General features: G+C 41.1%; 17 protein-coding genes and 1 pseudogene. 13 read left to right on the top strand and 5 right to left on the bottom strand.

Annotated features, from left to right (window positions below):
- Window positions 1–14 precede the first annotated feature (14 nt).
- Together RS893_RS01210 and RS893_RS01205 are read right to left on the bottom strand one after the other, a co-directional pair.
- On the bottom strand, window positions 15–212 hold the full coding sequence (locus tag RS893_RS01210) for a hypothetical protein (protein WP_315789436.1): 198 nt from the start codon (window positions 210–212) through the stop codon (window positions 15–17).
- Between the two features lie 485 nt (window positions 213–697).
- The gene (locus tag RS893_RS01205; protein WP_315789435.1) at window positions 698–1,660 is read right to left on the bottom strand and encodes a tRNA (5-methylaminomethyl-2-thiouridine)(34)-methyltransferase MnmD; all 963 of its coding nucleotides are present in this window, start codon (window positions 1,658–1,660) and stop codon (window positions 698–700) included.
- Window positions 1,661–1,789: 129 nt separating this feature from the next.
- Here RS893_RS01205 and RS893_RS01200 point away from each other — a divergent pair, with 129 nt between their 5' ends.
- A complete protein-coding gene (locus RS893_RS01200) occupies window positions 1,790–2,605 on the top strand; it encodes a sulfurtransferase (RefSeq protein ID WP_315789434.1) in 816 nt (271 codons plus the stop codon).
- A gap of 62 nt (window positions 2,606–2,667) precedes the next feature.
- Here the strand turns inward: RS893_RS01200 and RS893_RS01195 are convergent, their stop codons facing one another.
- Window positions 2,668–4,098, bottom strand: coding sequence for a hypothetical protein (locus tag RS893_RS01195; RefSeq protein ID WP_315789433.1), 1,431 nt, complete (start codon window positions 4,096–4,098; stop codon window positions 2,668–2,670).
- A 506-nt stretch (window positions 4,099–4,604) separates the two neighbouring features.
- Here RS893_RS01195 and RS893_RS01190 point away from each other — a divergent pair.
- Complete coding sequence (locus tag RS893_RS01190) at window positions 4,605–6,065, top strand: FecR family protein (protein ID WP_315789432.1); 1,461 nt, start codon at window positions 4,605–4,607, stop codon at window positions 6,063–6,065.
- Window positions 6,066–6,479: 414 nt separating this feature from the next.
- Here the strand turns inward: RS893_RS01190 and RS893_RS01185 are convergent, their stop codons facing one another.
- Window positions 6,480–8,873: a CHASE2 domain-containing serine/threonine-protein kinase gene (locus tag RS893_RS01185; protein ID WP_315789430.1), complete on the bottom strand. Its 2,394-nt coding sequence runs from the start codon at window positions 8,871–8,873 to the stop codon at window positions 6,480–6,482.
- 765 nt (window positions 8,874–9,638) lie between these two features.
- On the opposite strand from RS893_RS01185, the gene RS893_RS01180 reads away from it, so the two are divergent.
- From RS893_RS01180 to RS893_RS01170, 3 genes are all read left to right on the top strand, one after another.
- Window positions 9,639–10,163 carry an NYN domain-containing protein gene (locus tag RS893_RS01180; RefSeq protein ID WP_009454098.1) on the top strand — a complete coding sequence of 175 codons (525 nt, stop codon included), beginning with the start codon at window positions 9,639–9,641 and terminating at the stop codon, window positions 10,161–10,163.
- A 90-nt stretch (window positions 10,164–10,253) separates the two neighbouring features.
- The gene (locus tag RS893_RS01175; RefSeq protein WP_315789429.1) at window positions 10,254–11,849 is read left to right on the top strand and encodes a 2-isopropylmalate synthase; all 1,596 of its coding nucleotides are present in this window, start codon (window positions 10,254–10,256) and stop codon (window positions 11,847–11,849) included.
- Window positions 11,850–12,445: 596 nt separating this feature from the next.
- On the top strand, window positions 12,446–13,891 hold the full coding sequence (locus RS893_RS01170) for an ATP-dependent DNA helicase RecQ (protein ID WP_315789428.1): 1,446 nt from the start codon (window positions 12,446–12,448) through the stop codon (window positions 13,889–13,891).
- Window positions 13,892–13,951: 60 nt separating this feature from the next.
- Here RS893_RS01170 and pheS read toward each other — a convergent pair.
- Window positions 13,952–14,943, bottom strand: a pseudogene (pheS, locus tag RS893_RS01165) (phenylalanine--tRNA ligase subunit alpha).
- 611 nt (window positions 14,944–15,554) lie between these two features.
- Here pheS and surE point away from each other — a divergent pair.
- The 8 genes from surE to secA all read left to right on the top strand — a co-directional run bounded on the left by surE (window position 15,555) and on the right by secA (window position 25,001).
- Window positions 15,555–16,352 (top strand): 5'/3'-nucleotidase SurE, encoded by a 798-nt coding sequence (surE, locus tag RS893_RS01160; protein ID WP_315791827.1) that lies wholly within the window; start codon window positions 15,555–15,557, stop codon window positions 16,350–16,352.
- Window positions 16,353–16,778: 426 nt separating this feature from the next.
- Window positions 16,779–17,675, top strand: coding sequence for an MBL fold metallo-hydrolase (locus RS893_RS01155; protein WP_315791826.1), 897 nt, complete (start codon window positions 16,779–16,781; stop codon window positions 17,673–17,675).
- Window positions 17,676–17,899: 224 nt separating this feature from the next.
- A complete protein-coding gene (locus tag RS893_RS01150; protein ID WP_315789427.1) occupies window positions 17,900–19,000 on the top strand; it encodes a bifunctional riboflavin kinase/FAD synthetase in 1,101 nt (366 codons plus the stop codon).
- Between the two features lie 31 nt (window positions 19,001–19,031).
- Complete coding sequence (locus tag RS893_RS01145) at window positions 19,032–19,334, top strand: hypothetical protein (RefSeq protein ID WP_315789426.1); 303 nt, start codon at window positions 19,032–19,034, stop codon at window positions 19,332–19,334.
- The gene (locus tag RS893_RS01140) at window positions 19,318–20,226 is read left to right on the top strand and encodes a MoxR family ATPase (protein ID WP_315789425.1); all 909 of its coding nucleotides are present in this window, start codon (window positions 19,318–19,320) and stop codon (window positions 20,224–20,226) included. Before RS893_RS01145 ends, RS893_RS01140 begins: the two co-directional genes overlap by 17 nt.
- Before the next feature lie 95 nt (window positions 20,227–20,321).
- Window positions 20,322–21,062 (top strand): class I SAM-dependent methyltransferase, encoded by a 741-nt coding sequence (locus tag RS893_RS01135; protein WP_315789424.1) that lies wholly within the window; start codon window positions 20,322–20,324, stop codon window positions 21,060–21,062.
- 99 nt (window positions 21,063–21,161) lie between these two features.
- Complete coding sequence (locus RS893_RS01130) at window positions 21,162–21,707, top strand: cytochrome C (protein ID WP_315789423.1); 546 nt, start codon at window positions 21,162–21,164, stop codon at window positions 21,705–21,707.
- A 501-nt stretch (window positions 21,708–22,208) separates the two neighbouring features.
- On the top strand, window positions 22,209–25,001 hold the full coding sequence (gene secA, locus RS893_RS01125) for a preprotein translocase subunit SecA (protein WP_315789422.1): 2,793 nt from the start codon (window positions 22,209–22,211) through the stop codon (window positions 24,999–25,001).
- Window positions 25,002–25,045: the final 44 nt, after the last annotated feature.

Here is a 25,045-nt window from a genome sequence, read left to right as displayed (position 1 = left end):
AACTCTGCATTCTTTCATGCTTGATTTATCTGAGCAAGCATTTTGCTTGTCGTCATGGGTAGCATGAATTTTTGATTTATATATTGTTTCAGAACAATAAAATATTGCTGCCAATATTTCCTGTCTGTAATTCCAGTATGGTCAATTCGTGCAAATGTTAAATCAGGTTTTTCACGGAGATTTCTTAACATGGCAGAGGTGGAGAATTTCATTTTCGTTGAACTTCATTTCATCAAAGTTAAACACTTAAAATTACAGTTTTAGCTTTGAGTGTATCTAGCTTGAAAATGGGTGTGGGGGTGTAAGGGTGTACAAGTGTAGGAGGAGTTATATTTTTATTCCCTCGTTGTGGGGTTTTCCTGTGATTACCTAGCTTGAAAACAAGGAACTCTTAACAGGGAAGAGGTATTTTCATCGCAAGGTTTGTGGGATTTTCCCGTGATTGACTGACTGAAAAATAGGGAAAAGTCTACAGGGAAAAGGATTTTTTTATTCCCTTTTGCTGTTTACCCTCTTCATTGGTGTTGGTATAGGCAGTTCATGATGGCTATTTAGTCAATGGAAATCATGAAACTACACTCAGTACTCTCTAGCAGTGACGAATTACTTGGGTTGTCAGTGATTAGAGTCACAAAACTCATTACCATTATTAAAAAACTAATGGGACGCTTACGCGTCTACAAATTTTTCGCAAAATCTAAAATCCAAAATTGTTTGATTGCCAGCGTTTTCGCCAATGAGACGTTGGTTCAAGGGAAGAAGCTTGTTGTTCTTGTTGCCGCCGCCTAAGTATAACTTCAGCAGAATCTGTTAACTGTGGATCACGATAGGGAATCGCAGCACGAGTCAGTAAATGTTCTTTTTCTGATTGGGAGAGAGGTGGAGGAAATGATGGAGTTATAGGGTGATGGGGTGATGGGGTGATGGTTCTTCCCAACTCTCTACCTCCCCAACTCCCTACCTCCCCATTCAGGTTATAAGCTGCAACAGTACCAGGTGATCGCCTGCCCACGGGAGGGGTAGAACCTATTTGTAAACCAGCAGTTAAAAGTGCGGTGCGTACAGCAGCAGCACAAGAATATGTGGCTAAAATACCATCGTTTTGTAAACACAGAGTCAGTTGTTGAATAAATTCAATAGTCCATAATTGTGGGCATTGAGGTGGTGAAAAAGGATCAAGAAAAATTGCATCAGCTTGAAAACCTAAACCATAGACTTGCTGAACTGTGGTTCTGGCATCGCCGATAAGTAGTCTGGCTTGTAGACGGCTGGTCTGTACTTTTTGCTCATAAGCTAAGTAACTAAGTATATTAGTATACTCGTAATTCCAATTTTGAAATAGGTGATGAGCGATCGCACGTTGAGGTACAGCAGTATTTATTTCTAAACCAACTACTTCTATATAACAATTAGGATTAACAGACCAAATTGTCTGCAAAGCAGCAGCTGTGTTATATCCTAATCCATAACAAACATCCAACAAGCGCAGCATCGGTTGATACTTAGCTTTTAATGCCAGCTGAGTAGGTTCAACAAACTTAAGAAAACTCTCTTGCCTGGCTCCATAATGGCTATGAAAAGCCTCACCAAACTCTTGGGAAAAGAAGGTAAAAGAACCATCTGCGGTCAGTTCAGGTGTAAAATTATCTATATCTGACATGATTTTAGTTAGTAGTTAGTAGTAATTCCTCTACTCCTTACACTCCCCCCACTCCACCCTTACCTTAAGCCGCTACGCGTCTACACACTCCCCCCACTCCTTACACTCCCCCCACCTCCCCATCCCCCAATGTCCAACCTCATCGTCTCTCGCGAATGGTTACTAGAACATCTTGAAGATCCACAAGTTGTAATAGTGGATTGTCGCTTTTCTCTTGCTGACCCACAACTGGGAAAACAGCAGTACCAAAACAGCCACATTAAAGGTGCTTATTACCTAGACCTCAATCAGGATCTTTCGAGTCCTGTGGAAAAATATGGAGGAAGACATCCTTTACCTCATCCTGATGAATTAGCTCATAAATTATCAACCATCGGAGTAAATTTCCAAAAGACTTTGGTTGTAGCTTACGATGATTCCCGCCTTGGATTTGCGTCTCGATTGTGGTGGCTGTTGCGTTATCTTGGTCACGAACAAGTGGCGGTGCTAAATGGTGGTTTTAGCGAATGGCAAAAAGCTGGCTACCCTGTTACAGATATCATCCCTCCACCTGAGCAAAAAAGTAATTTTACTTACGCAATACAAACACATATGGTAGTGGATCGCCAAATGGTAATTAGCCGTAAAGACTTACCTGAAGTCGCTTTAGTGGATTCACGAGAAAGTGATCGCTATCTTGGTATTCGTGAACCTATCGATAAAATTGCTGGTCATATTCCTGGTGCAATAAACTATCCTTGGCAAGAAGTCACCGACACTAAAAGTTATGTCCTTCCGTCATCAGAACAGCGTCACCATTGGTCACAATTAGAGCAAGCAGAAGAAATCATAGTTTATTGTGGTTCTGGCGTCACTGCTTGTGTAAATTTACTATCTTTAGAATTAGCAGGCATTCCCACAGGTAAACTTTACGCAGGTAGCTGGAGTGATTGGATTAGTTATTAGTTAATGGTCAATTGTTTACAGTCTTGACTTGTTGACAATTGACACTAGACTATTGACGATTTTTAAAATCGGCCCAATTCTAAATTATAGTTAATACCAAAAAACCAACCATCAAAATCTATATTATTCTCTGTAGAGTTACCTAATGTGACGCCTGCTTGCACACTAATATTACTATTTTTAGATATTCCATAATTTAAGTGACCAAATAGTCGATTATATAAGTCTTCTCGATCACGTTCTGTGAAATTGGACAAACTAAATTGATAATCAACACCAGCCTGGAGAGACCTTTGCAGATAATAACTAAGAGAAAGCCAAAAGAAATTAATAATTCGATTACGATCTTCTGGTGGGTCAGTCAGACTCAGACGAAATTCATAAAAACTATCTAGTGCTAGCTTTTTTGATAGGATATCTCGCCGTCCCAAAGCTAACCGCAGGACATTCTCACCTAAAAAGCGATCGCCAGCATCAAAGGTATTATTATCTCTAGCATAAAAAAGCTGTTGATTACTCCAACCAATTTCACCGTACATTCGTGGTGTAAATCGCTGCTGAAGATTGAGATTAAATCTCACCTGATTATAGTTATATTTTGATTGGTCTAAGTAACGAATTAAGTAACCATCAATAGACCCATTTATAAAAGTTTTTTTTCCCACAGGAAAAGATACAGACCCTAGCGTTAATCCAGAATATATTAAGCTGTCTTCAATTGGAACGATTCCTGATGAAAAAATATTACTACTATAAAAGTAGCCAACACGAGCCAGTAAATAGCCTACAGGTTTGAATTGATTTGCAGGCTGTTCTATGGGTGGAAGTTGTGGTTCTTCTGGGGTCGGTGTGACTTCTCGTAGTCTCAGTTTTCCAAGTTCTTCATCAATATCATCAAAATTTGATTCTAGTGATGGTAGATTGTTTCTTTGCAGGCGTCGTATTAATCTTTGCAGTCTTTTTTCTCTTTCTATCTCTGGTGCTTCCAAACCCTGGTCTGTTTTTGTAGAGGAGGGTGTGGAAGCATATGTTGGCTGTGTTTCTAAGTGTAGCAGTTCATTAGGCTGCTCTATTTGCTCAGAAGCATTTTTTAGTGTAGACTCTGGTTGTACATAAGGTGATTTTTGTGTAGCCTGAGAGTATAATTTAGTTGATTCACCTGTAGACAAGATAGTATAAGTCGAAAATACAGGAACATTTTCTTCTCTTTCAGGGACTACATCTTTGAATGTGACATCTACCCTGTTTATCAAGTTTAAAGACCACACAAAGGGTAATTTTGAATTTAGACTCTCTGATTGTGGTTGCTGATGTGGTTGATTATTAATCTGATCAATTAGCAAGGATGGTGTTTTTTCTCCTAGTTTGTCTCCAAAGCTACTAAAGTCTAAATTTGTAGCCTCTACAGCATTAACACTGAGAGAATACCAGTTGACACTACTAGAGGCCAACAAAAACTTGACTAAAAAGTTTTTCCAGACATTAAGTTGCATACTAAATCTGTTTTCTAAAAAATAGACCCATAAGCTTATTTAGAAGTTCCCGTCTTAATAATTAGTCAAAGAATAATGACAGATGGGAAAAGGTTAAAGGGTCAGGAGAAAAGGTTTAATTATTAAGATGAAACCCATCTCACAACCAACCTTTGTTAATTGGTGAAGTACTACGAATATTTTGTCTTCTGAGCAACTTTCGTTATTGTAAATGTTATTGTAAATGATTATTATACTTAATTTATGATTTTCTAAAAATGTTATAATTAATTCTCCTAATCTTCTAGTGATATTAGCAAGAAAAAATTTTCTCATAATACAGAAGATAGTTTAGTAATAGTTAATTTGCATATTTTTATATATTTAATATTTAAATGTATTTAAATAAAATTTATAGAAAAATCTTGCTATAAGAGGATAATTAACAAGCGTAAAAGCAAAATTTTAATATAAGAACTGAATTTGACACTGCTTTGGCATTAGTGAAATTACCCGAGGCTCCAAAAATGTTTCGTAAATTCTTCCCATTCTTGGTGGCTAGCTGCTTGGGAACTGCGGTGTTGCCTTTGCCAGAACGGGCAACAGCTGCCACACCTTTAACTAGGGCTGTGATCCAAAATCTTCGTAATTTGGTTCAACTTATGCCCCATAATCAACCTAAGCGTCGGGCACGTAAGTCAGATGCCATAATCCCAGGAGATGGGTTGTCTACTGGTAGAGGCTCCCTAGCAGAACTACGTTTTAACGATGGTTCTCTAGCACGAGTTGGGGAACAAGCAGTATTTCGATTTCTACCGAAGACACGAAATTTTCGCTTGTCGAATGGTACTGTTTTGCTATTGATTCCACCGGGACAGGGGCGAACACGGGTAAATACACCAAATGCAGCAGCAGCAATTCGTGGTTCAGCATTATTTGTTCGCTACGATGAGAAAAAAGATACCACAGTTGTAGCGGCACTTACAAATAGTGGTATTGAAGTTTTCAATCAAGATGCTTCCCAAAGGCAGGAATTAAAAGCAGGGCAAATGCTTGTTGTGGTTAAGGGTCAATTTCAAGGGTTATACGATTTTGACCTGAGAACTTTTTATGAAACTAGCGATATGGTGCGGGGGTTAGATTTACCTAAACAGGAACAACCTAGTTCAGATCCAGCGATCGCAAAAGTTCAGGCTGAAACTGCCGAAGCTATAACTTCTCAACAACCAATCACTGGTCAACAAGTTATCGAAAATCCATCTTTTGTAAAACTAACCCCCAGTGTCTCAGATTCTTCTAACAACCCCAACAGTAACCCGAAACCCTCTACAAATTCCTCTCCCACAACTGGACAAAACGGAACAAACACAGCACAACAAAAGGATAATACCAACCAAGAAAATAATACACAGTCAACCAATAACACTACTAACTCTCAAAGTAACTCCAATAATCAAAATCAAAATACATCGACACAGACAAACAACGAGCAAAAAAAAGTAGACACTCCACCACCCGTTCCTGATTCCACTACACCAAACACAACTGATAAACCGAAGTCAGATACATCTCCACCCGCCTCTGACTCCACTGGGTCAAACGACCCACAACCACAAACCCCACCTCCAGCCTCTGACTCCACTGGGTCAAACGACCCACAACCACAAACCCTCCAGCCTCTGACTCCACTGGGTCAAACGACCCACAACCACAAACCCCACCTCCAGCCTCTGACTCCACTGGGTCAAACGACCCACAACCACAAACCCCACCTCCAGCCTCTGACTCCACTGGGTCAAACGACCCACAACCACAAACCCCACCTCCAGCCTCTGACTCCACTGGGTCAAACGACCCACAACCACAAACCCCACCTCCAGCCTCTGACTCCACTGGGTCAAACGACCCACAACCACAAACCCCACCTCCGGCCTCTGACTCCACTGGGTCAAACGACCCACAACCACAAACCCCACCTCCGCCTCTGACTCCACTGGGTCAAACGACCCACAACCACAAACCCCACCTCCGGCCTCTGACTCCACTGGGTCAAACGACCCACAACCACAAACCCCACCAGCGCCTGTAGAAACACAAACACCCCCAGCGCCTGTAGAAACACAAACACCCCCAGCGCCTGTAGAAACACAAACACCCCCAGCGCCTGTAGAAACACAAACACCCCCAGCGCCTGTAGAAACACAAACACCCCCAGCGCCAATTGAGTCCACTGGAGTAAACCCAATTCCACCTCCAGTAGAAACACCAACACCTCCAGGTCCTCCACAAAATCAGTAGATCGAGGGTGCAAGTACCGTTTTTTACAAGCAAATCAAAGCCCCGGATTTTCAATCGGGGGCTTTGCGTAAGTTCTAAGGCATTACAGTTACTTACTTAGTACCTCAGCTTTCATCTGTTCTGCCTTCTTGCTGTCTATTTTCTTGTATTAAAGTATCTTCTGGGACTTCAACCCAAGGTGTAGTGGGAATATCTGACTCTCTAAAAGAAACAGAATTCAATAATGAGTGATTGTTGAGTGAAGTGTATTTGTTTTCGCGATTAATTAAGTTGTTGAGTGCCTGTAGTGGTTCTGTTGCAGACTGATAACGCTGTTGAAAGTCTTCCTGCACCATTTTAGAGATAATTTCAGCAAAGGCAGGGCTAATATTTGCTTTGTGTATCCATTGCAATTCACCACTAGCATCTTTTTCCAGTTCGTGAGGAGGGATGCCAGTTAGCGCTTTAATGGCAATCATGCCAATTGCATAAATGTCACTATTATATTGTGGACGCCCAAAACATTGCTCAGTGGGTGCATAACCTTTAGTACCAATGCCAATTGTAAAGGCGGTTTGTTCTTGACTACCCAATATTTGAGTGGTTACTTCTTTAACAGCACCGAAGTCAATTAGTATCAGCTTGTTATCTGATTCTCGGCGGATGATATTGCTAGGTTTAATATCTCGGTGAATCACACCATTTTGATGGACAAATATCAATATTTGCAATAATTCTCGCAAAATCTCAATCAATTCGTCTTCTGCAAGTTGTTTGCCAGGTAGCATTTCTTGACTGAGAGCATGACCATCGATGTATTCTTGAACTAAATAGAATTCTTCTTCTTGTTCAAAGTAAGCGAAAAGTTGGGGTATTTGGTTATATGTTCCCAATTTTTGCAATGTTTGAGCTTCTGCATTAAATAATCGTCTAGCAACTGCCAATTGTTCAGGTTTATGAGTAGCTGGTTTTAGTTGCTTGACCACACACAAAGGATTACCTGGGAGTTGCATATCTTCAGCTATGTAAGTTTCGCTGAATCCTCCTGCACCAAGTACTTTGACAATTTTATAGCGTCCGCCCAAGATTTTTCCTGATAATGCTATATCCAGTTGTTGAAGTAAATCCTGCAAGTCATCTTGTTGGCTGATAATTTCTTGAACAACGGGAGAAGATTTGTACTTATTAAAAATGATTAATAATTGATGTTTTCTCAAAATTTCCTTAGCTGCTTCCGTTGCTAAATAGGATAATCCAATTCCAGCGATAGCTATGATTGGGATGCTAGCAGGGAAAATTAACTGACCGTAGATAAATAATACATAACTAATTCCTCCCCAACTAATAGCAAGAATTACACTGTACAAAAATCTTCTAATTACATACTTGCTTTTAGCAATAACTATTGCACATATGCCTACTAAACTAAACACAAATAAACCACGTAAAGGTGCAGTGTGAATAGCTTGGGCAATGCTTTTTCCTTCCATCAAAGTTGCGATCGCATTGGCATGAATTTCTACTCCCGACATTGGTTCTGGATATAACCAACTAGAAGCCGCTGGTACTAAGTAATAATCTTTCGCTGATTGGGATGTGACTCCAATCAGGACAATTTTGTCTTTGAATACCTTGCCTTGTTGTAAATAAGTATTCCAATTTTCCGGGTCGAGTACATGCCAAAATGGATACATTTCAAAAGTACCCGCACTGCCATAAAAATATATGCGATCGCCTTTTGGTCGAGGATAATTGATTTGAGCTGCCCTTAAAACAGCTTCATCAAAAGAGGGAATTTTATCGGTAGGAACAAAACCTTCTTGAGCCTCTAATAATTTAGGAAACTCGCTAGCTAAACGGTGTACTTTATCATCAACCTCTTTGGGAAAATTCACCGAACCTATTGATACTGAACCTGTACGAAACATCTGATTCGGTTGGGTTAATTGCCAAAAAACACCTTGGTGAGTTTCAGAATTTTCGTAAATTGCGGCTAAGGAAACCTTATTTCCATAACGCTGTAAAACCGCTTGTAATTTGCGATCGTTTTTACTATTACTTGGTAAGTCAAACAATATATCTACGGCTACATGGCGTGCTCCTGCTTGCACTAACTTTTCAATGACTTGGGCATATGCTACACGTCGAAAAGGAAAGACATGCAATGGTTCTAAGTAAGCATAGGCTTGCGGATTTGTTTTGTAATACTGTTCTGGCACTGATATCGACTGTTCGTCAATTGCCAAAATCACAATATCTTCGTTGGGAACTACTGAGCCTCGGAGAATAAAAAAGACAGAATTTGCTTGATTTTCTAGTAATTCTACCCAGCCAAAACTGGAAGCACTCAGCAGTGCTGCTGCAATTGCCCAACTACCAGCAAGTAAATTACCTAAGCGCCCCATTAGCTTTGTCTGACGTACTGATGTTGTCAGAGTTGCTTTTGTTAATTTACTTGAGGTTTGATTAGGATCTGAGACATCTTTTTTAGCTAATGTATATATAGGTTCTTCCGCCATATCGTATTGCTGATTGATTTACTGTGATTTTATTTATTTACGCACTCTTTTAGGACAATTATCTTGAAATAAGGCTTAAATGGAAATCTTATACATTTGTAAACTAACCTCTATTTATCATCAAAGTTGCATTAGCACTGAACAGAAAATATCTGACATATTAGCTAGACAATACCTGAATTTTGACTTAACTTAGCCTTTTAGAGTTATTTTTCTAAACAGACATGGGTTGCAGCGAAATATTACTGCTATGGACTAAGCTGCTATTCCATACTAAGAGATACACTTCTACAGAAATTGCTCCCGAACCTACACTATTAGCTGTATGTAACAGTGTAATCCTTGCCCTACCAAAAGAAGTATTCTCTATTTAAAGGCTTTACTGAAAAGTAATCTCGTATAGTGTGCAATCCTTGCTCTGTCCAAAGAAATATTCTCAACCTCAACTTTACACTAAGCCTGATTACACCACTTTAGGAGTAAACTTAATTGATATACAGCCATTCTAAGCTGTTACATAGTCAATTTGATTGGTAGATTTTGACTAGAGGGTGCAATTAACAGCGCCGAGTGTAAAAATGTTAAGCACCCGGTCATCCTTAATAACTATGTTTCTGGCTATTTTATACTTTAAGAGGGGTTAAATATAACTTATATATGACATTATAATTTATAGATAATAGCAAATTTTTCATTTTATAATTGCTATAATCTATTGTTCAATCTAAATTCTTCTTTATCTATTATTTTAGGTGTAACTTTACTATGGGTTCCTCTATGAATCGTCTGTCTATTTTTGTAGACGGAAATAATATGTTCTATGCTCAACAAAAAAATGGCTGGTTTTTTGATCCGCGACGAGTCTTAGAATACTTTAGACATGAACAGCCAGACACAACCTTAATAAATGCATTCTGGTACACTGGCTTAAAAGATCAACAAGATCAGCGAGGTTTTAGAGATGCTTTAATAAGTTTGGGATATACAGTTAGAACTAAAGTTCTAAAAGAATATTATGATGATTCTTCTGGTCGTTATTCACAAAAAGCGAATTTAGATATAGAAATTGTAGTAGATATGTTTAATACAGTAGATCAATATGATCGAGTTGTTTTATTTAGTGGAGATGGGGATTTTGAAAGAGCAATAGAATTATTACGTTCCAAAAATACTCATATTACAGTAGTATCAACCGAAGGAATGATTGCTAGAGAATTACGCAATGCTACGGATAGATATATAGATTTAAATGATATTCGTGACCAAATAGAAAAAGTAGACGCGTTATAAGTTCGATATTTTATTTACAAATTATAAAAGCAAAAAATTAAGTTTTAAGGTATTTTAAACCACAAGTAAACAATAAACAACAAACAGCCAATGAAAACTCAACCAGAAAAAATTATTATCTTTGACACCACCCTTAGAGATGGCGAACAATGTCCAGGTGCAACTTTAAACATTGATGAAAAGCTTGCTATTGCTAAGCAACTATCACGTTTGGGTGTGGATGTAATTGAAGCTGGTTTTGCCTTTGCAAGTCCTGGAGATTTTGAAGCAGTAAATAAAATTGCTCAAATAGTAGGGACAGAAAATGGGCCTGTAATTTGTAGTTTAGCAAGAGCAAGACAAGAGGATATTAAAGCTGCTGCCCAAGCTATAGCACCAGCTGCAAAAAAGAGAATTCATACTTTTATAGCTACTTCTGATATTCACCTCAAATACAAACTGAGAAAAAGTAGACAAGAGGTGTTAGTGATCGCAGAAGAAATGGTTGCTTATGCGAAAAGTTTTACTGATGATATAGAATTTTCTCCTGAAGATGCGGGACGTTCTGATCCAGAATTTCTCTATGAAGTTTTAGAAAAAGCGATCGCAGCTGGGGCGACAACAGTTAATATTCCTGATACTGTTGGTTACACAACTCCAACAGAATTTGGAGCATTAATTAAAGGAATTAAAGAAAACGTTCCTAATATTGACCAAGCAATTATTTCTGTTCACGGACATAATGATTTAGGTTTAGCCGTTGCTAACTTTTTAGAAGCAGTCAAAAATGGTGCTAGACAGTTAGAATGTACCATGAATGGCATTGGGGAAAGAGCCGGAAATGCAGCCCTAGAAGAATTAGTTATGGCATTACATGTGCGGCGGCAATATTTTAATCCTTTCTTGGGACGCCCAGCAGAATCTGAAGAACCACTCACAAATATCGACACCAAGCAGATTTATAGAACCTCACGCATGGTTTCTAATTTAACAGGAATGCTGGTGCAACCAAACAAAGCAATTGTTGGTGCAAATGCCTTTGCTCACGAATCAGGTATTCACCAAGATGGTGTCTTGAAAAACAAGCTCACCTATGAAATTATGGATGCCCAATTAATTGGTTTGACAGAAAATCAAATTGTGTTGGGCAAGCATTCTGGTAGAAATGCTTTCCGCACACGTTTACGAGAATTGGGTTATGAACCAACAGAAACAGAATTAAACAAAGCATTCATCAGATTCAAAGAAGTAGCAGACAAAAAGAAAGAAATTACAGATTGGGATTTAGAAGCTATAGTTAATGATGAAATCCAACAAGCTCCTGATCTGTTTAAGTTAGAGTTGGTGCAAGTTTCCTGTGGTAGTAACGCCAAACCCACCGCCACAGTCACCCTACGTAACCCAGAAGGTGATGAATTAATCGATGCTGCGATTGGTACAGGCCCTGTAGACGCAGTATACAAAGCTATTAATCGTGTGATCAATGTACCTAACCAATTAATTGAGTTTTCTGTGCAGTCAGTCACAGCTGGAATAGATGCTATCGGGGAAGTAACAATTCGTCTCCGACATGAAGATAGAGTCTTCTCTGGTCATGCGGCAAATACAGATATTATTGTGGCATCGGCACAGGCGTATGTTAACGCCTTGAATAGACTATACGCTTGGTTGCAAAATCAACCCAAGCAAGAGGAAGTAACTGCTTAGCTTGAACAGCAAGAAGCCTTAGACTCAATACGGTTTAGTTAAGGATAATCCGTAGGTTTGGTTGTAGCTTGCTTCCCGTAGGGTACTACGAAGTGAAACGCAACAATCCCGAACTCAGGTTAGTTTACCTGCCTTAAGCCCTCCGGGTACTCTACCTTGAAGCCGCCCTTACGGGCGGCGTCTACGCCAGTCTCCCATCTCGGTAGGAAGTCAAGACGGGGGCTGACTCACCGCGCAGGACGCGTCTACGTTCCTCAATCCAACCTGCTGGTTAGTCCTATTAATTTTGATTGGCTATGAGACCCCGATTTTTTAAAAAAGTCGGGGATCTGGCCCCTCGCAACCTCTCAGAACTAATGAGACAGACTACTGCTCAGTTTAAGGTTTTTGGTTCCAACACCAAGGGTATTGAAATATAAAGTGATTAGCCAAACTTGAGATTAGAGCCTCAGCAATTAGCTGAACCTGATATCAAATTAAGACTGCTTGCTATATGTGCAAAACTATTTTAATTCCGCGACTACATAAAATTACTGAGCCAGGAATCTTTCAGTAGAGGATATATTCAAAAAATTAAATTCCATCCGCTACTGCCCATGAATAACTCTGCAATAATATCCTGGAATGACGTTTTGGTTGCATTTCAAAAAATTTGGGGTTACAAAGATTTTCGATCGCCACAGGGAGAAATCATCCGTAGTTTATTGGCAAAAAATGATGCACTAATTATCATGCCTACTGGTGGCGGAAAATCTATTTGCTTTCAGTTACCGGCATTGTTACAAACAGGATTAACTTTAGTGGTTTCGCCTTTAGTAGCGCTGATGGAAAATCAAGTCCAAGAACTACGCCATCGTAATTTAAGCGCTGCACTTTTACATAGCGAATTACCCTCTTGGCAGCGACGAAAAATTTTACAAGCTTTAGAAGAACAAAAGTTGAGATTATTATATTTATCGCCAGAAACTTTATTTAGCCCCCCTGTATGGCAAATATTATGCCAGCCACAACTTATAATTAATGGCTTGATTTTAGATGAGGCGCATTGTTTAGTGCAATGGGGAGACACTTTTAGACCCGCCTATCGAAGAATTGGGGCAGTGCGGCCAGCATTGTTAAAATCAAAACCAACAGGAACAAAAATAACGCTAGCCGCTTTCACTGCCACCGCCGGTCCTCTAGCCCAAAAAATAATCCAAGAAACTTTACAACTAAACCAACCAGCAGTTTTTCTTTTAGACCCTTATCGTCCTAATCTTAACCCAAGAGTCCGATTAGTTTGGACTCCAAGAGGCAGAAAGCAACAATTATTAAAATTTATCAGAGAAAAACAACAAACAACGGGATTAGTTTACGTTCGCAGCAGGCAAGATAGCGAAAATTTAGCTGCATGGCTGCAACAGATGGGTTATGTGACAGCCAGTTATCACGCAGGATTGAGTGCAGAAGAACGACGCCTGATTGAAACTGCTTGGATAGAAGGGAAAATGCCATTTGTTGTTTGTACTTCTGCTTTTGGTATGGGGATAAACAAATCAGATGTGCGTTGGGTGGTTCATTTTCACGCACCTTTGTTGTTATCGGAGTATGTACAAGAAATTGGACGCGCCGGACGAGATGGTAAAACAGCAGAAACGTTAACTTTGGTAAGTGAACCTACAGGGTGGTTAGATCCACAGGACAAGCAAAGACAGAAATTTTTTGAGAATAAAATGCGATCGCAACAGCAACAAGCACAGCAATTAATCAAAAAATTACCAAAAACAGGGGAAATAAACGCAGTCACACGACAACATCCTGATGCTGCTATTGCTCTTTCTCTTCTACACAGTACTGGTCAACTCAACTGGCTTGACCCTTTTCACTACACCACCATTGTGTCAGGTACGAAAAGTCAGCCTGTAAGTCAATTGCACGCCGCCAAGGAGATGAATAAATATCTGACTACCAAGCAGTGTCGTTGGCAGTTTTTGTTAAATGCCTTTGGTTTTCATCAAAAAGGTGAAAATTGGCGTTGTGGTCATTGTGATAATTGTCAATAGTCATTGGTCATTACTTAAACAAATGACAAATGACCAATGACTATTGACTAATGACCATTTTTAAAACTGCTGCAAAAAGCGCAAATCGCTAGTATACACACGGCGAATATCATCTAGTTGATGCAACACCATCGCAAAGCGTTCCACACCAAAACCGGCGGCAAAGCCAGTATATACTTCTGGATCGTATCCTACCGCTTTTAACACATTTGGATCGACCATGCCGCAGCCCATCACTTCTAACCAGCGTCCATTCCACTGTAAGTCAACTTCCGCAGACGGTTCTGTAAATGGGAAATAACTGGCACGAAAGCGAATTGGCAACTCACCAAACATTTGTTGCAAAAATATCTTGATCGTACCCTTGAGGTCGGTAAAAGTCAGTCCCTCATCAATTGCTAAAAGTTCAATCTGATGAAAAACCGCCGCGTGAGTAGCATCCACGTTATCCCTCCGATAAACCCTTCCTGGCGCAACAATACGTATAGGGGGTTCCTCGGCTTCCATGTAACGAATTTGTACCGATGAGGTATGAGTCCGTAGCAAGTTACCATCTGGCAAGTAGAAAGTATCCTGCATATCGCGGGCGGGGTGATCAGGCGGGGTATTTAGGGCTCGAAATTGTAGTAGTCTGTTTCCATTTCTGGGCCAGAAGCCACTGTGTAACCCATACCAACAAAAATATCCAGCGCCCGGTCAATCATGCCGTTGATCGGATGGACTCGACCTTGGGGGCGGTAAATTCCCGGCATAGTGACATCTAGAGTTTCTGCCTCTAGCTGTGCTTGAATTTTAGCTGCTTCAAGAGTGGCACGTTGCTGGTCAAGGCTTGTTTGCAGCGCTTCTTTAACTGTATTGGCGATCGCTCCAATTTTTGGTCTTTCTGGGGCTGGGAGTTTGCCCATACCGCCCAGAAGCACTGATAAACTACCTTTTTTGCCAAGGTACTTGACTCTTAATTCTTCAAGAGTTTCCAAGGTTGTCGCAGCTGCGATCGCTTTTTCTCCTTCCTCTTGCAGTGCCAAAAGTTGAGTCTCTAAATTACTTGTCATTAGTTAATAGTCAATAGTCATAGGTCATCTAAAGTATGAAGTGTGAAGTATGAAGGATGAAAATTTTTTATACTTTATACTTCATCCTTATTTTTGCATCCTTTTTCTTTTTTCATCCTTTCTTTGGTCATTGGTCATTAACTTTGGACTAATGACAAAGGACAAAAGACAAAAGATTAATCAAATTAATTAATAAGTCAATTGTGCATCAAAGGCAACGGTTGCAACGCAACCTGTTACTACCAGTTTAGAAGCGATATTAGGGAACGGGGAGTGTGGGGACCGGTGAGTCCCCCATGAGCGATTGCCGTAGACGCGCTTTACTCGGCTTCTGTAAAGTAAGGGTCCCCCGGCATAAAGAAAGAGGCGTTGGGGATTAGGGGCAATGGGGTGGTGGGGTGGGGAGACAAAGGAGAAATTCTTCCTTGTCCCCCTTGTCTCCCTTGTCTCCCTTGTCTGGTTTGTCCTCCTTATCTCCCCAATTCCCGATCCCCGGTACCCGATCCCTAATCCCTTTTTTCATATTTTGTGACTTGTGACATTGACAATTGACCAAAGACTATTGACTAATGACTAAGGAATGACAAATGACACATGCACTAAATCAAAAAATGAAATTACTAATTAGTAACGATGACGGTATTTATGCCTTGGGTATTCGTACCCTTGCTAATACATTGGTAAAAGCAGGACATGAAGTAACTGTAGTTTGTCCAGATCGAGAACGTTCGGCCACTGGACATGGGCTGACATTACATCAACCAATTCGCGCTGAAATTGTCGAGTCTATTTTTCATCCTGCCGTCAAAGCTTGGGCTTGTGATGGTACTCCCTCTGACTGTGTAAAATTAGCACTATGGGCTTTACTTGATTCTCCTCCCGATTTGGTTATTTCTGGTATTAATCAAGGTGCGAATTTGGGAACAGAAATTCTTTATTCTGGTACTGTTTCCGCAGCAATGGAGGGCTTAATTGAAGGTATTCCCAGTGTAGCACTTAGTCTTACTAGTTTCTCTTCTAAAGATTTTCAACCCGCAGCGAAATTTGCCAAAATCTTAGTAGAATATCTGGCAGCAAAACCTTTGGTAGATTTGATGTTGCTTAACGTTAACATTCCTGCTGTGACGTGGGAAGAAATCTCCGGAGTTGCCATCACTCGCCAAGGAGTGCGACGCTATGTTGATGTTTTTGATAAAAGAATTGATCCGCGTGGTAAGACTTACTACTGGTTAACGGGAGAGATTTTAGAAGATATAGAACCACCAGTAGGTTTGAATTTGCCTCAAGATATACCTATGGACGTACACGTCATCCGTGATAACTACATTAGTGTGACGCCATTAAAATACAACCTGACCTACGGCACAGGGTTGCATCAATTATCTCAGTGGAACTTTAAACTAAAGTAAGTTTTAGGAGTATAAGTAACTGTAAGGTGATGGTTAAATGCATCACGATTAAATATAGGCTATAAAGTAGGAGCGTACTTGCAGATAACCCTTATAAAAACTCCAAAAACTTGAAATTTACCTTAGAGTTTCCCTGATTCATCTTGAGTAAAATCAACCTGGGTCAAGGTATGCTGTTTTACTGATAAATTTACTATCTATCAAAAGAAGTGAAACGGCATAAACTTAACACAATAAGTAACATTTTTTGATTGACCGATAATTCCTTAATGGTACAAGCCCCCAGATTAATCTGTGGAGCCAATCCAAAATCTAAAATCCGATGATGATTTGATGGTACAAGCCCTCAGATTAATCTGTGGAACCAATCCAAAATCCAAAATCTAAAATCGGATGATCGCCCGCTCAGTCCAGCAAGCAACACCCATGTCAAGGATAGAGAACCAATTTACCGTGCATTTTTGGGGCGTTCGTGGCAGTATCCCCTGTCCGGGATCAAACACAGTCCATTACGGAGGTAATACCCCTTGCGTTGAAATGCAAGTGGATGGCAAACGCTTAATTTTTGATGGTGGCACGGGACTGCATGTGCTAGGGCAATCTTTGTTGCCCAAAATGCCTATAGAAGCTCACATATTTTTCACTCACTCCCATTGGGATCACATGCAAGGTTTTCCCTTTTTTACACCGGGCTTTGTGAGGGGAAATACATTTCATATTTATGGAGCGATCGCTCCTGATGGTTCAACCGTAGAACAGCGTCTCAATGACCAGATGCTGCATCCAAATTTTCCTGTTCCCTTGCAAATAATGCAGGCAAACTTAGATTTCTACGATGTTATACCAGGACAAGCTATAGGTATTGATGATATTACCGTAGAAACGGCTCCACTTAATCATCCAGGTGAAGCAGTTGGATACCGAGTCAATTGGCGTGGTGGTGCTGCTGTTTACATTACGGATACCGAACATTTTGCAGATAGGCTGGATGAAAATGTCCTGTGGCTAGCCCGTGACGCCGATATCCTGATCTACGATTCCACATATACTGATGAAGAATATCATTCACCGACCAATCCTAAAATTGGTTGGGGACATTCTACATGGCAAGAAGCTGTGAAGGTAGCTAAAGCCGCCAATGTTAAGACACTAGTAATTTTTCACCACGATCCTGCTCATAATGATGAATTTTTAGATCGGGTAGGGGAAGAAGCATGTCGGAAATTTTCTGGTGCAGTTATGGCACGGGAAGGAATGGTGCTTCAGGTTCCTGTTTCAGTTCCTTTATCAGAATCTTTTCCTATTAGTAAGTTTTCTATGTAGATATTGCTAAGGAAGTAATTCTAGATTTTAGATTAGATTGGTGATCAAGAGCTTATTCTACAGGTAAGCGCCCTTTGGGTATCTGTGGTATGAGTTAGTAACAAGGCAAAAGCTGATAGCACTAGATGTCTTGAAAGCGCCTACCACAGGCTAGAAACGCCCACAAAGGCAATTCCCTAAGAGTTAGCAAACAAGTTGAACAAAACTAAGATCCCAAAATCGACGTGCCAAATTTGTCTCAAAATGGGTATTCTGTGTGGGTAACATCTTCACCTGAATTGGCTCTCACGCCAACTGCTGTCGCGCTTGGCAAGTTTGACGGTGTACATCGTGGTCATCAACGAGTGATCCAACCAATTCTGCCACCGTTTAGGAAAGATGGGGAGAAAGATGATGAGGAGATGGGGAGATTGGGAGATGGGGAGAAACTCACCCCACCACTCCATCACCCCATCTCCCTATCACAAAAACCCCACAACGATTCCATCTTTTCGACCGTCGTCACCTTCGATCCTCATCCCCAAGAGTTTTTTACAGGTAAACCCAGGAGTTTGCTCACACCATTGGATGAAAAAGTCCATCAGTTGCGATCGCTTGGAGTACAACAACTGGTACTATTACCTTTCGATAAAGAACTATGTGCTTTGACTCCAGAAGAATTTGTAGAAAAAATTCTCGTTCAACAATTACAAGCAGTACAAATTAGCGTCGGGCAAGATTTTCGTTTTGGCTCTAAACGTAGTGGTACTGCTCGTGACTTACAACTTATTGGTGCTAAATACAACATTCCTGTTACTATCGCCTCTCTAGAAACTTGTGCAGAATCTCAAGAAAATAATATCCAGGTGTACCAACAGACCCGCATTAGCAGTTCACTTATCCGCGAAATTCTTACTAGTGGCGACATTGAACGAGCAAACCAATTGTTGGGACGACCTTACACCCTCATCGGTACTGTGATTAAAGGTCAACAAGTTGGCAGAACTATTGGATTTCCCACCGCTAACCTGGAATTACCCAAAGACAAGTTTCTGCCTCACCACGGTGTTTATGCAGTCCGTGTTTTTACTGTGAGTGAAATATTAGATATTACAGGAAATGGCTATTTGGGTGTCATGAATATAGGTAATCGCCCCACAGTTAATGGTATTCATCTTTCGGTAGAAGTACATCTGTTTGATTGGTTTGGTGATTTATATGGTAAAAAGCTGGCGGTGCATCTTGAAAAGTTTTTACGACCAGAGCAAAAATTTCCTAATCTAGAAGCACTCAAAACACAAATTCAACTAGACTGTAATGCCGCTAGAGCTTTTTTTAAGTGTTAATTGTTAATTTTGTCTCGCTAAGGGAACACTAGTGAAGGAAAGGGGACAAGGAGGACAAGGGGGACAAGGAGGACAAGGAGGACAAGGGGGACAAGGGGGACAAGGGGGACAAAGGGAATTAGTTACTATATTATTCTCCCCACACTCCTCACACTCCACCCTTACCTTAAGCCGCTACGCGTCTACACACTCCTCACACTCCACCCTACGGGAAGCCACTTGCGTGTCTACACACTCCCCACCTCCTTACACTCCCCATCCCCCCATCCCCCCATCTCCCCTGTCTCCCGCTACCCAATCCCTAATTCCCAATTCTTATGAGAGACAAAATTGACGCCCTCACACAAAATTTGGCTTACACTATTGTTGGCAAAAATGAGGCAATACGCTTAGTTCTAGTTGCTTTACTCGCTGGTGGTCATGCTTTGCTCGAAGATGTTCCGGGAGTCGGTAAAACTCTCTTAGCAAAAGCACTCGCCCGTTCAATTGATGGCAAGTTTCAAAGACTACAATGCACCCCTGATTTACTACCAACCGACATCACAGGCACTAATATCTGGAATCCTAAAAGCGGCGAATTTCACTTTCTCCCCGGCCCAGTATTTGCCAATGTCTTGTTAACTGATGAAATTAACCGCGCTACACCCCGCACTCAATCGGCTTTACTAGAAGTTATGGAAGAACAGCAGGTAACAGCCGATGGTGTCTCCCGTGCTGTTCCCACACCATTTTTTGTGATTGCTACTCAAAACCCCATCGAATACCAAGGTACTTTTCCTCTGCCAGAAGCACAGATGGACAGGTTTATGCTGTCCTTGAGTTTGGGTTATCCTTGCGAAGCAGAAGAACTACAAATGCTGCAACGCCTGGATAAGGGAGTGAATGTTGCCGATTTACAACCTTGTATTAGCTTGGCAGAAGTCCAACAATTGCGGCAAATCGTAGCTCAAATCAAGGTAGATATTTCCTTGCAACAGTATATCCTTGACTTAGTGCGGGCGACGCGATGCGATGAGGAAATTACCTTGGGGGTAAGTCCCCGTGGTACGGTAGCATTACATCGAGCTACTCAAGCACTGGCTTTTTTATTGGGACGTGATTATGCTATTCCCGATGACGTGAAATTTCTCGCTCCTCATGTTCTTTGTCATCGTCTCATCCCTGCAGGTGGACGCAGTGCTAAAACTGTGATGGAAAGATTATTGCGGGCCATACCAATTCCTTAAATTAATCTTGAAGTTTACTTCAAACTCGAAGCTTGTCTTCCACCTAAGCATTGTTGTGCGTTACACTCCGTGAAAGCATCTTAAGTACAATGCTTATGAGTACAAGCAAATTTGATTTTGAAAGTTTGTTCAATGAAGATTATCTTTACTTCTACAAACCTTTAATAACATTGGAGCGTACTGAGCGAAATGTTGAATTAATTTGGCGTTTGCTGAGTCTAGAAGCAGGAATGACTGTATTAGATTTAGCTTGTGGACATGGAAGAATTGCCAATCAACTTGCTAAACACGGCTGCAACGTGACAGGACTTGATGCTACAGCTTTATTTTTAGACAAAGCTCGTCAAGATGCAGTAGCTGCTGGTGTAGAGGTAGAATACATTCAAGGCGATATGCGTTCTATTCCTTGGACAGAACGTTTCAATTTTGTTATCAACTGGTTCACTGCCTTCGGTTATTTTGAGGATGAACAAAACCGCCAAGTACTCCTCCAAGCTGATTGTGCCTTGAAAACAGGCGGTAAACTATTAATTGATATTCAAAACTTGTACCGTATTTTAAAAAACTTTCATCCTGCCTTTGTTACTGAACGTGAAGGCAATTACATGATTGATACTAACCGCTACGATATCTCTACTGGTCGCACATATAACGAACGAATTATCATCCGTAATGGACAGATGCGTCGCTTCAATTTCTTTGTTCGCCATTTTACCTTTACAGAACTCCGCGACTGGTTATATCAAGCAGGTTTTCGTCAGGTTGAGGTTTACGGACACGATGGTGAGCCATTTGCACTTGATAGCCGCAGAATGATTGTAGTAGCAACAAAATGAAGCATTGGGAACTAGGGATTAAGTAATAGGTCATGGGTGATGGGAAAAACACCTATTATCTATACTTCTTCAAAATCTAAAATTTAATGAGTGTGAGGAATGACTAATTTAAATAAGTATCGCAAGCACCGCCAACTCAAGGGAAAATCTTTAGGTTTACTGTTAATAGTCCTGACTTGGAGTTTGGCTATGGGTTGGCTTATTTCCTTCGCTACAAATGCCCAAGGCACTACTCCTACCTCTGAAATAGGTACTGTAGATGTAGTACCTGCTCAGTACCAACTTGGACAAGAACTTTACTTAGAAAATTGCTCTAGTTGTCATATTGCCCTACCACCACAAGTTTTACCCACCCAAACTTGGAAAAATATTCTGCAAGACTCGCAACATTACGGCGGCCAAATTCGGCCTCTTGTCGATCCACCACGCATTTTGGTTTGGAGATATCTTTCCACTTTTTCCCGTCCGATCCTAGAAGACGAACAAATACCTTATCGGGTCAACAACTCTCGTTTTTTCAAAGCTTTACACCCCCAAGTTAAATTACCACGTCCTGTGGAGATCAATAGCTGTGTCTCCTGTCATCCTAGTGCCAATGAGTATAATTTCCGTCGTCTGACTCCGGAGTGGGAGAATTCTAATTAAGTGAGGGAAGTATGAGGAGTGAGGGAAGTATGAGGAGTAAAATAAATATTTCATTCTTCTACTTCTCACACCCCTCATACCCCACAAAGAACGGCGATCGCTACTTGAGCATGGTCGGGCTTCACTGCCTTATCTGGAAGCGAAATGATACTATTAATAAAGTTTCAAATATAAACTTCTAATTTAAAGCCATCATTTAGTAACTAGATTGGTTTGTCTTGTTACTGTTTTTGTTGGAAATTCCCATTGCTAACCCATTTCTAGAGTATTAAATTCAGTGAACAGTGAACAGTTATCAGTTATCAAGCCTATGGTGGGGAATTTTACCCGCAACCAACAACTAATTACCACTAATTGGTTGGGGACTTTCATTCAAAAAACAAAACTGATGACTGGTAATTGACAACTGATAATTGATAAAACTCAGTTGGGTCAAATACATATAATCAATAACCCAAACTTAAAATTCCCATCCCCGTTGATTTTGTTAAATAATCTGCCATGCTAAAAACTTTGTTGGGCGACCCCAACGCTCGTAAGCTTAAAAAATACCAACCTTACATTACTGAAATTAACCTCTTAGAGGAAGATATCAAAGCCCTTTCTGATGAAGAACTTAAAGGCAAAACAGCAGAGTTTAAGCAGCGTCTGGCTCAAGGTGAAACTCTTGATGATATTCTCAGCGAAGCTTTCGCTGTAGTCAGGGAAGCCGGACGGCGAGTCTTAGGGTTACGGCACTTTGATGTCCAGTTGTTGGGTGGTGTAATTTTGCACACAGGGCAAATTGCCGAAATGAAAACTGGTGAAGGTAAAACCCTAGTGGCAACTTTACCTAGCTATTTAAATGCTCTCACAGGCAAAGGTGTACATGTAGTTACAGTCAACGATTACCTAGCTCGTCGGGACGCGGAATGGATGGGACAGGTACATCGCTTCTTGGGTTTGAGTGTAGGTCTGATTCAGGCTAGTATGACCCCCCAAGAACGCAAAAAAAATTATGACTGTGATATTACCTATGTCACCAACAGTGAGGTAGGATTTGACTACCTGCGCGACAACATGGCAACATCAATCACTGATGTAGTGCAGCGCCCATTCAACTACTGCGTGATTGACGAGGTAGATTCAATTTTAATTGACGAAGCGCGGACGCCATTAATTATTTCTGGGCAAGTCGAACGCCCCACAGAAAAATATATAGAAGCAGCCCGGATCGCCGCCGCCTTGCAAAAAGATGAGCATTATGAGGTAGATGAAAAAGCCCGTAACGTCCTGTTAACTGATGAAGGCTTTGCTGAAGCAGAACAGCTGTTGGAAGTAAAAGATTTATTTGACCCTGAAGATCCTTGGGCGCACTTTGTTTTCAACGCAATTAAAGCCAAAGAACTGTTCCTGAAGGACGTTAACTATATTGTCCGCAACGGAGAAGTAGTCATCGTTGATGAATTTACCGGACGGGTGCTACCGGGACGGCGTTGGAGTGATGGACTGCACCAAGCAATTGAAGCCAAAGAACACGTAGAAATTCAACCAGAAACCCAAACTTTGGCGACTATTACTTATCAAAACCTGTTTTTGCTCTATCCCAAATTGGGTGGGATGACAGGAACGGCAAAAACGGAAGAAGCCGAATTTGAAAAAATCTACAAACTGGAAGTAACCGTTATTCCTACCAACCGGGTTAGAAGACGGGAAGACTTATCCGACATGGTGTTTAAGAATGAGGCCGGCAAGTGGCGGGCGATCGCCAAAGAATGTGCCGAAATGCACCAACTTGGTAGACCCGTATTGGTAGGAACTACAAGTGTAGAAAAATCTGAGTATCTCAGCCAGTTGTTGAAACAAATGAGCATTCCCCATGAATTGCTCAACGCCCGACCAGAAAACGTGGAGCGGGAAGCGGAGATTGTCGCTCAAGCAGGACGCAAAGGTGCTGTGACTATCGCTACGAACATGGCTGGTAGAGGTACGGATATTATCTTGGGTGGTAACGCTGAATATATGGCTCGTTTGAAGATGCGGGAATACTTCATGCCCCGGATCGTCAAGCCAGAAGATGAAGATATGTTTAGCGTTCACAGGGCAGCTGGTTTGCCTCCTGCTTCCGGTAGTGGTCAAGGCTTTGTCCCTGGCAAAAAAGTCAAAACTTGGAAAGCTTCGCCCCAGGTTTTCCCAACTCAACTTTCCAAAGAAACAGAACAGCTGCTCAAGCAAGCAGTAGAAATGGCAGTCAAAGCCTATGGCGATCGCAGTCTGCCAGAATTGGAAGCAGAAGAAAAAGTCGCTGTCGCCGCCGAAAAAGCCCCGATTGACGACCCTGTAATTCAGAAATTGCGGGAAGCTTACAACCGCATTAAGCAAGAGTATGAAGTGTTCACCAATCGCGAACACCAAGAAGTAGTAGATCTGGGAGGCTTACACGTAATTGGTACAGAACGTCATGAGTCGCGGCGGATTGACAACCAATTACGAGGACGCGCCGGACGCCAAGGCGACCCTGGTTCCACCAGATTTTTCCTCAGTTTAGAAGATAACTTGATGCGGATCTTTGGTGGCGATCGCGTCGCGAAATTAATGGAAGCCTTCCGCGTAGAAGAAGATATGCCTATTGAATCCGGGATGCTGACTCGTAGCTTAGAAGGCGCTCAGAAAAAAGTCGAAACCTACTACTACGATATCCGTAAGCAGGTATTTGAATACGACGAGGTGATGAACAACCAACGCCGTGCTATTTACGCTGAACGGCGACGGGTTCTAGAAGGACAAGACCTCAAAGAACAAGTGATTGAGTACGCTGAAAAAACGATGGACGACATCGTTAACTACTATATCAATCCAGATTTGCCTTCAGAAGAGTGGGAACTAGACAAGTTAGTTGAAAAAGTCAAAGAATTTGTTTATCTATTAGCAGACTTACAATCATCTCAACTAATAGATATGTCAATGAGTGAGATTAAAGCCTTCATGCACGAACAGGTACGAATCGCCTACGACATGAAGGAAGCGCAAATAGACCAAATTCAACCCGGATTGATGCGCCAAGCTGAACGCTTCTTTATCTTGCAGCGAATAGATACCCTTTGGCGGGAACATCTGCAACAAATGGATGCTTTACGTGAGTCCGTAGGATTACGGGGTTATGGTCAAAAAGATCCATTAATTGAATACAAGACCGAGGGTTACGAACTGTTCTTGGATATGATGACCAATATTCGTCGAGATGTTGTCTACTCCTTATTTATGTTCCAACCCCAACCTCAAGCAGTAGTGCAAACATCCTCTGAGATGGTATAAGATAAAACAGCAAAATTTATTTTATGCAAAGACGCTGAGTAATT

This window comes from Fischerella sp. JS2 (genome assembly GCF_032393985.1).
Classification (GTDB): domain Bacteria; phylum Cyanobacteriota; class Cyanobacteriia; order Cyanobacteriales; family Nostocaceae; genus Fischerella.
This window is presented reverse-complemented; position numbering and strand designations above follow the sequence as displayed.

Bases quoted from the DNA above. Each gene is read 5' to 3' on its own strand.
- RS893_RS01210 (WP_315789436.1), bottom strand. From the start codon at position 212: ATGAAATTCTCCACCTCTGCCATGTTAAGAAATCTCCGTGAAAAACCT.
- RS893_RS01205 (WP_315789435.1), bottom strand. From the start codon at position 1,660: ATGTCAGATATAGATAATTTTACACCTGAACTGACCGCAGATGGTTCT.
- RS893_RS01200 (WP_315789434.1), top strand. From the start codon at position 1,790: ATGTCCAACCTCATCGTCTCTCGCGAATGGTTACTAGAACATCTTGAA.
- RS893_RS01195 (WP_315789433.1), bottom strand. From the start codon at position 4,098: ATGCAACTTAATGTCTGGAAAAACTTTTTAGTCAAGTTTTTGTTGGCC.
- RS893_RS01190 (WP_315789432.1), top strand. From the start codon at position 4,605: ATGTTTCGTAAATTCTTCCCATTCTTGGTGGCTAGCTGCTTGGGAACT.
- RS893_RS01185 (WP_315789430.1), bottom strand. From the start codon at position 8,873: ATGGCGGAAGAACCTATATATACATTAGCTAAAAAAGATGTCTCAGAT.
- RS893_RS01180 (WP_009454098.1), top strand. From the start codon at position 9,639: ATGGGTTCCTCTATGAATCGTCTGTCTATTTTTGTAGACGGAAATAAT.
- RS893_RS01175 (WP_315789429.1), top strand. From the start codon at position 10,254: ATGAAAACTCAACCAGAAAAAATTATTATCTTTGACACCACCCTTAGA.
- RS893_RS01170 (WP_315789428.1), top strand. From the start codon at position 12,446: ATGAATAACTCTGCAATAATATCCTGGAATGACGTTTTGGTTGCATTT.
- surE (WP_315791827.1), top strand. From the start codon at position 15,555: ATGAAATTACTAATTAGTAACGATGACGGTATTTATGCCTTGGGTATT.
- RS893_RS01155 (WP_315791826.1), top strand. From the start codon at position 16,779: ATGTCAAGGATAGAGAACCAATTTACCGTGCATTTTTGGGGCGTTCGT.
- RS893_RS01140 (WP_315789425.1), top strand. From the start codon at position 19,318: ATGAGAGACAAAATTGACGCCCTCACACAAAATTTGGCTTACACTATT.
- RS893_RS01135 (WP_315789424.1), top strand. From the start codon at position 20,322: ATGAGTACAAGCAAATTTGATTTTGAAAGTTTGTTCAATGAAGATTAT.
- RS893_RS01130 (WP_315789423.1), top strand. From the start codon at position 21,162: ATGACTAATTTAAATAAGTATCGCAAGCACCGCCAACTCAAGGGAAAA.
- secA (WP_315789422.1), top strand. From the start codon at position 22,209: ATGCTAAAAACTTTGTTGGGCGACCCCAACGCTCGTAAGCTTAAAAAA.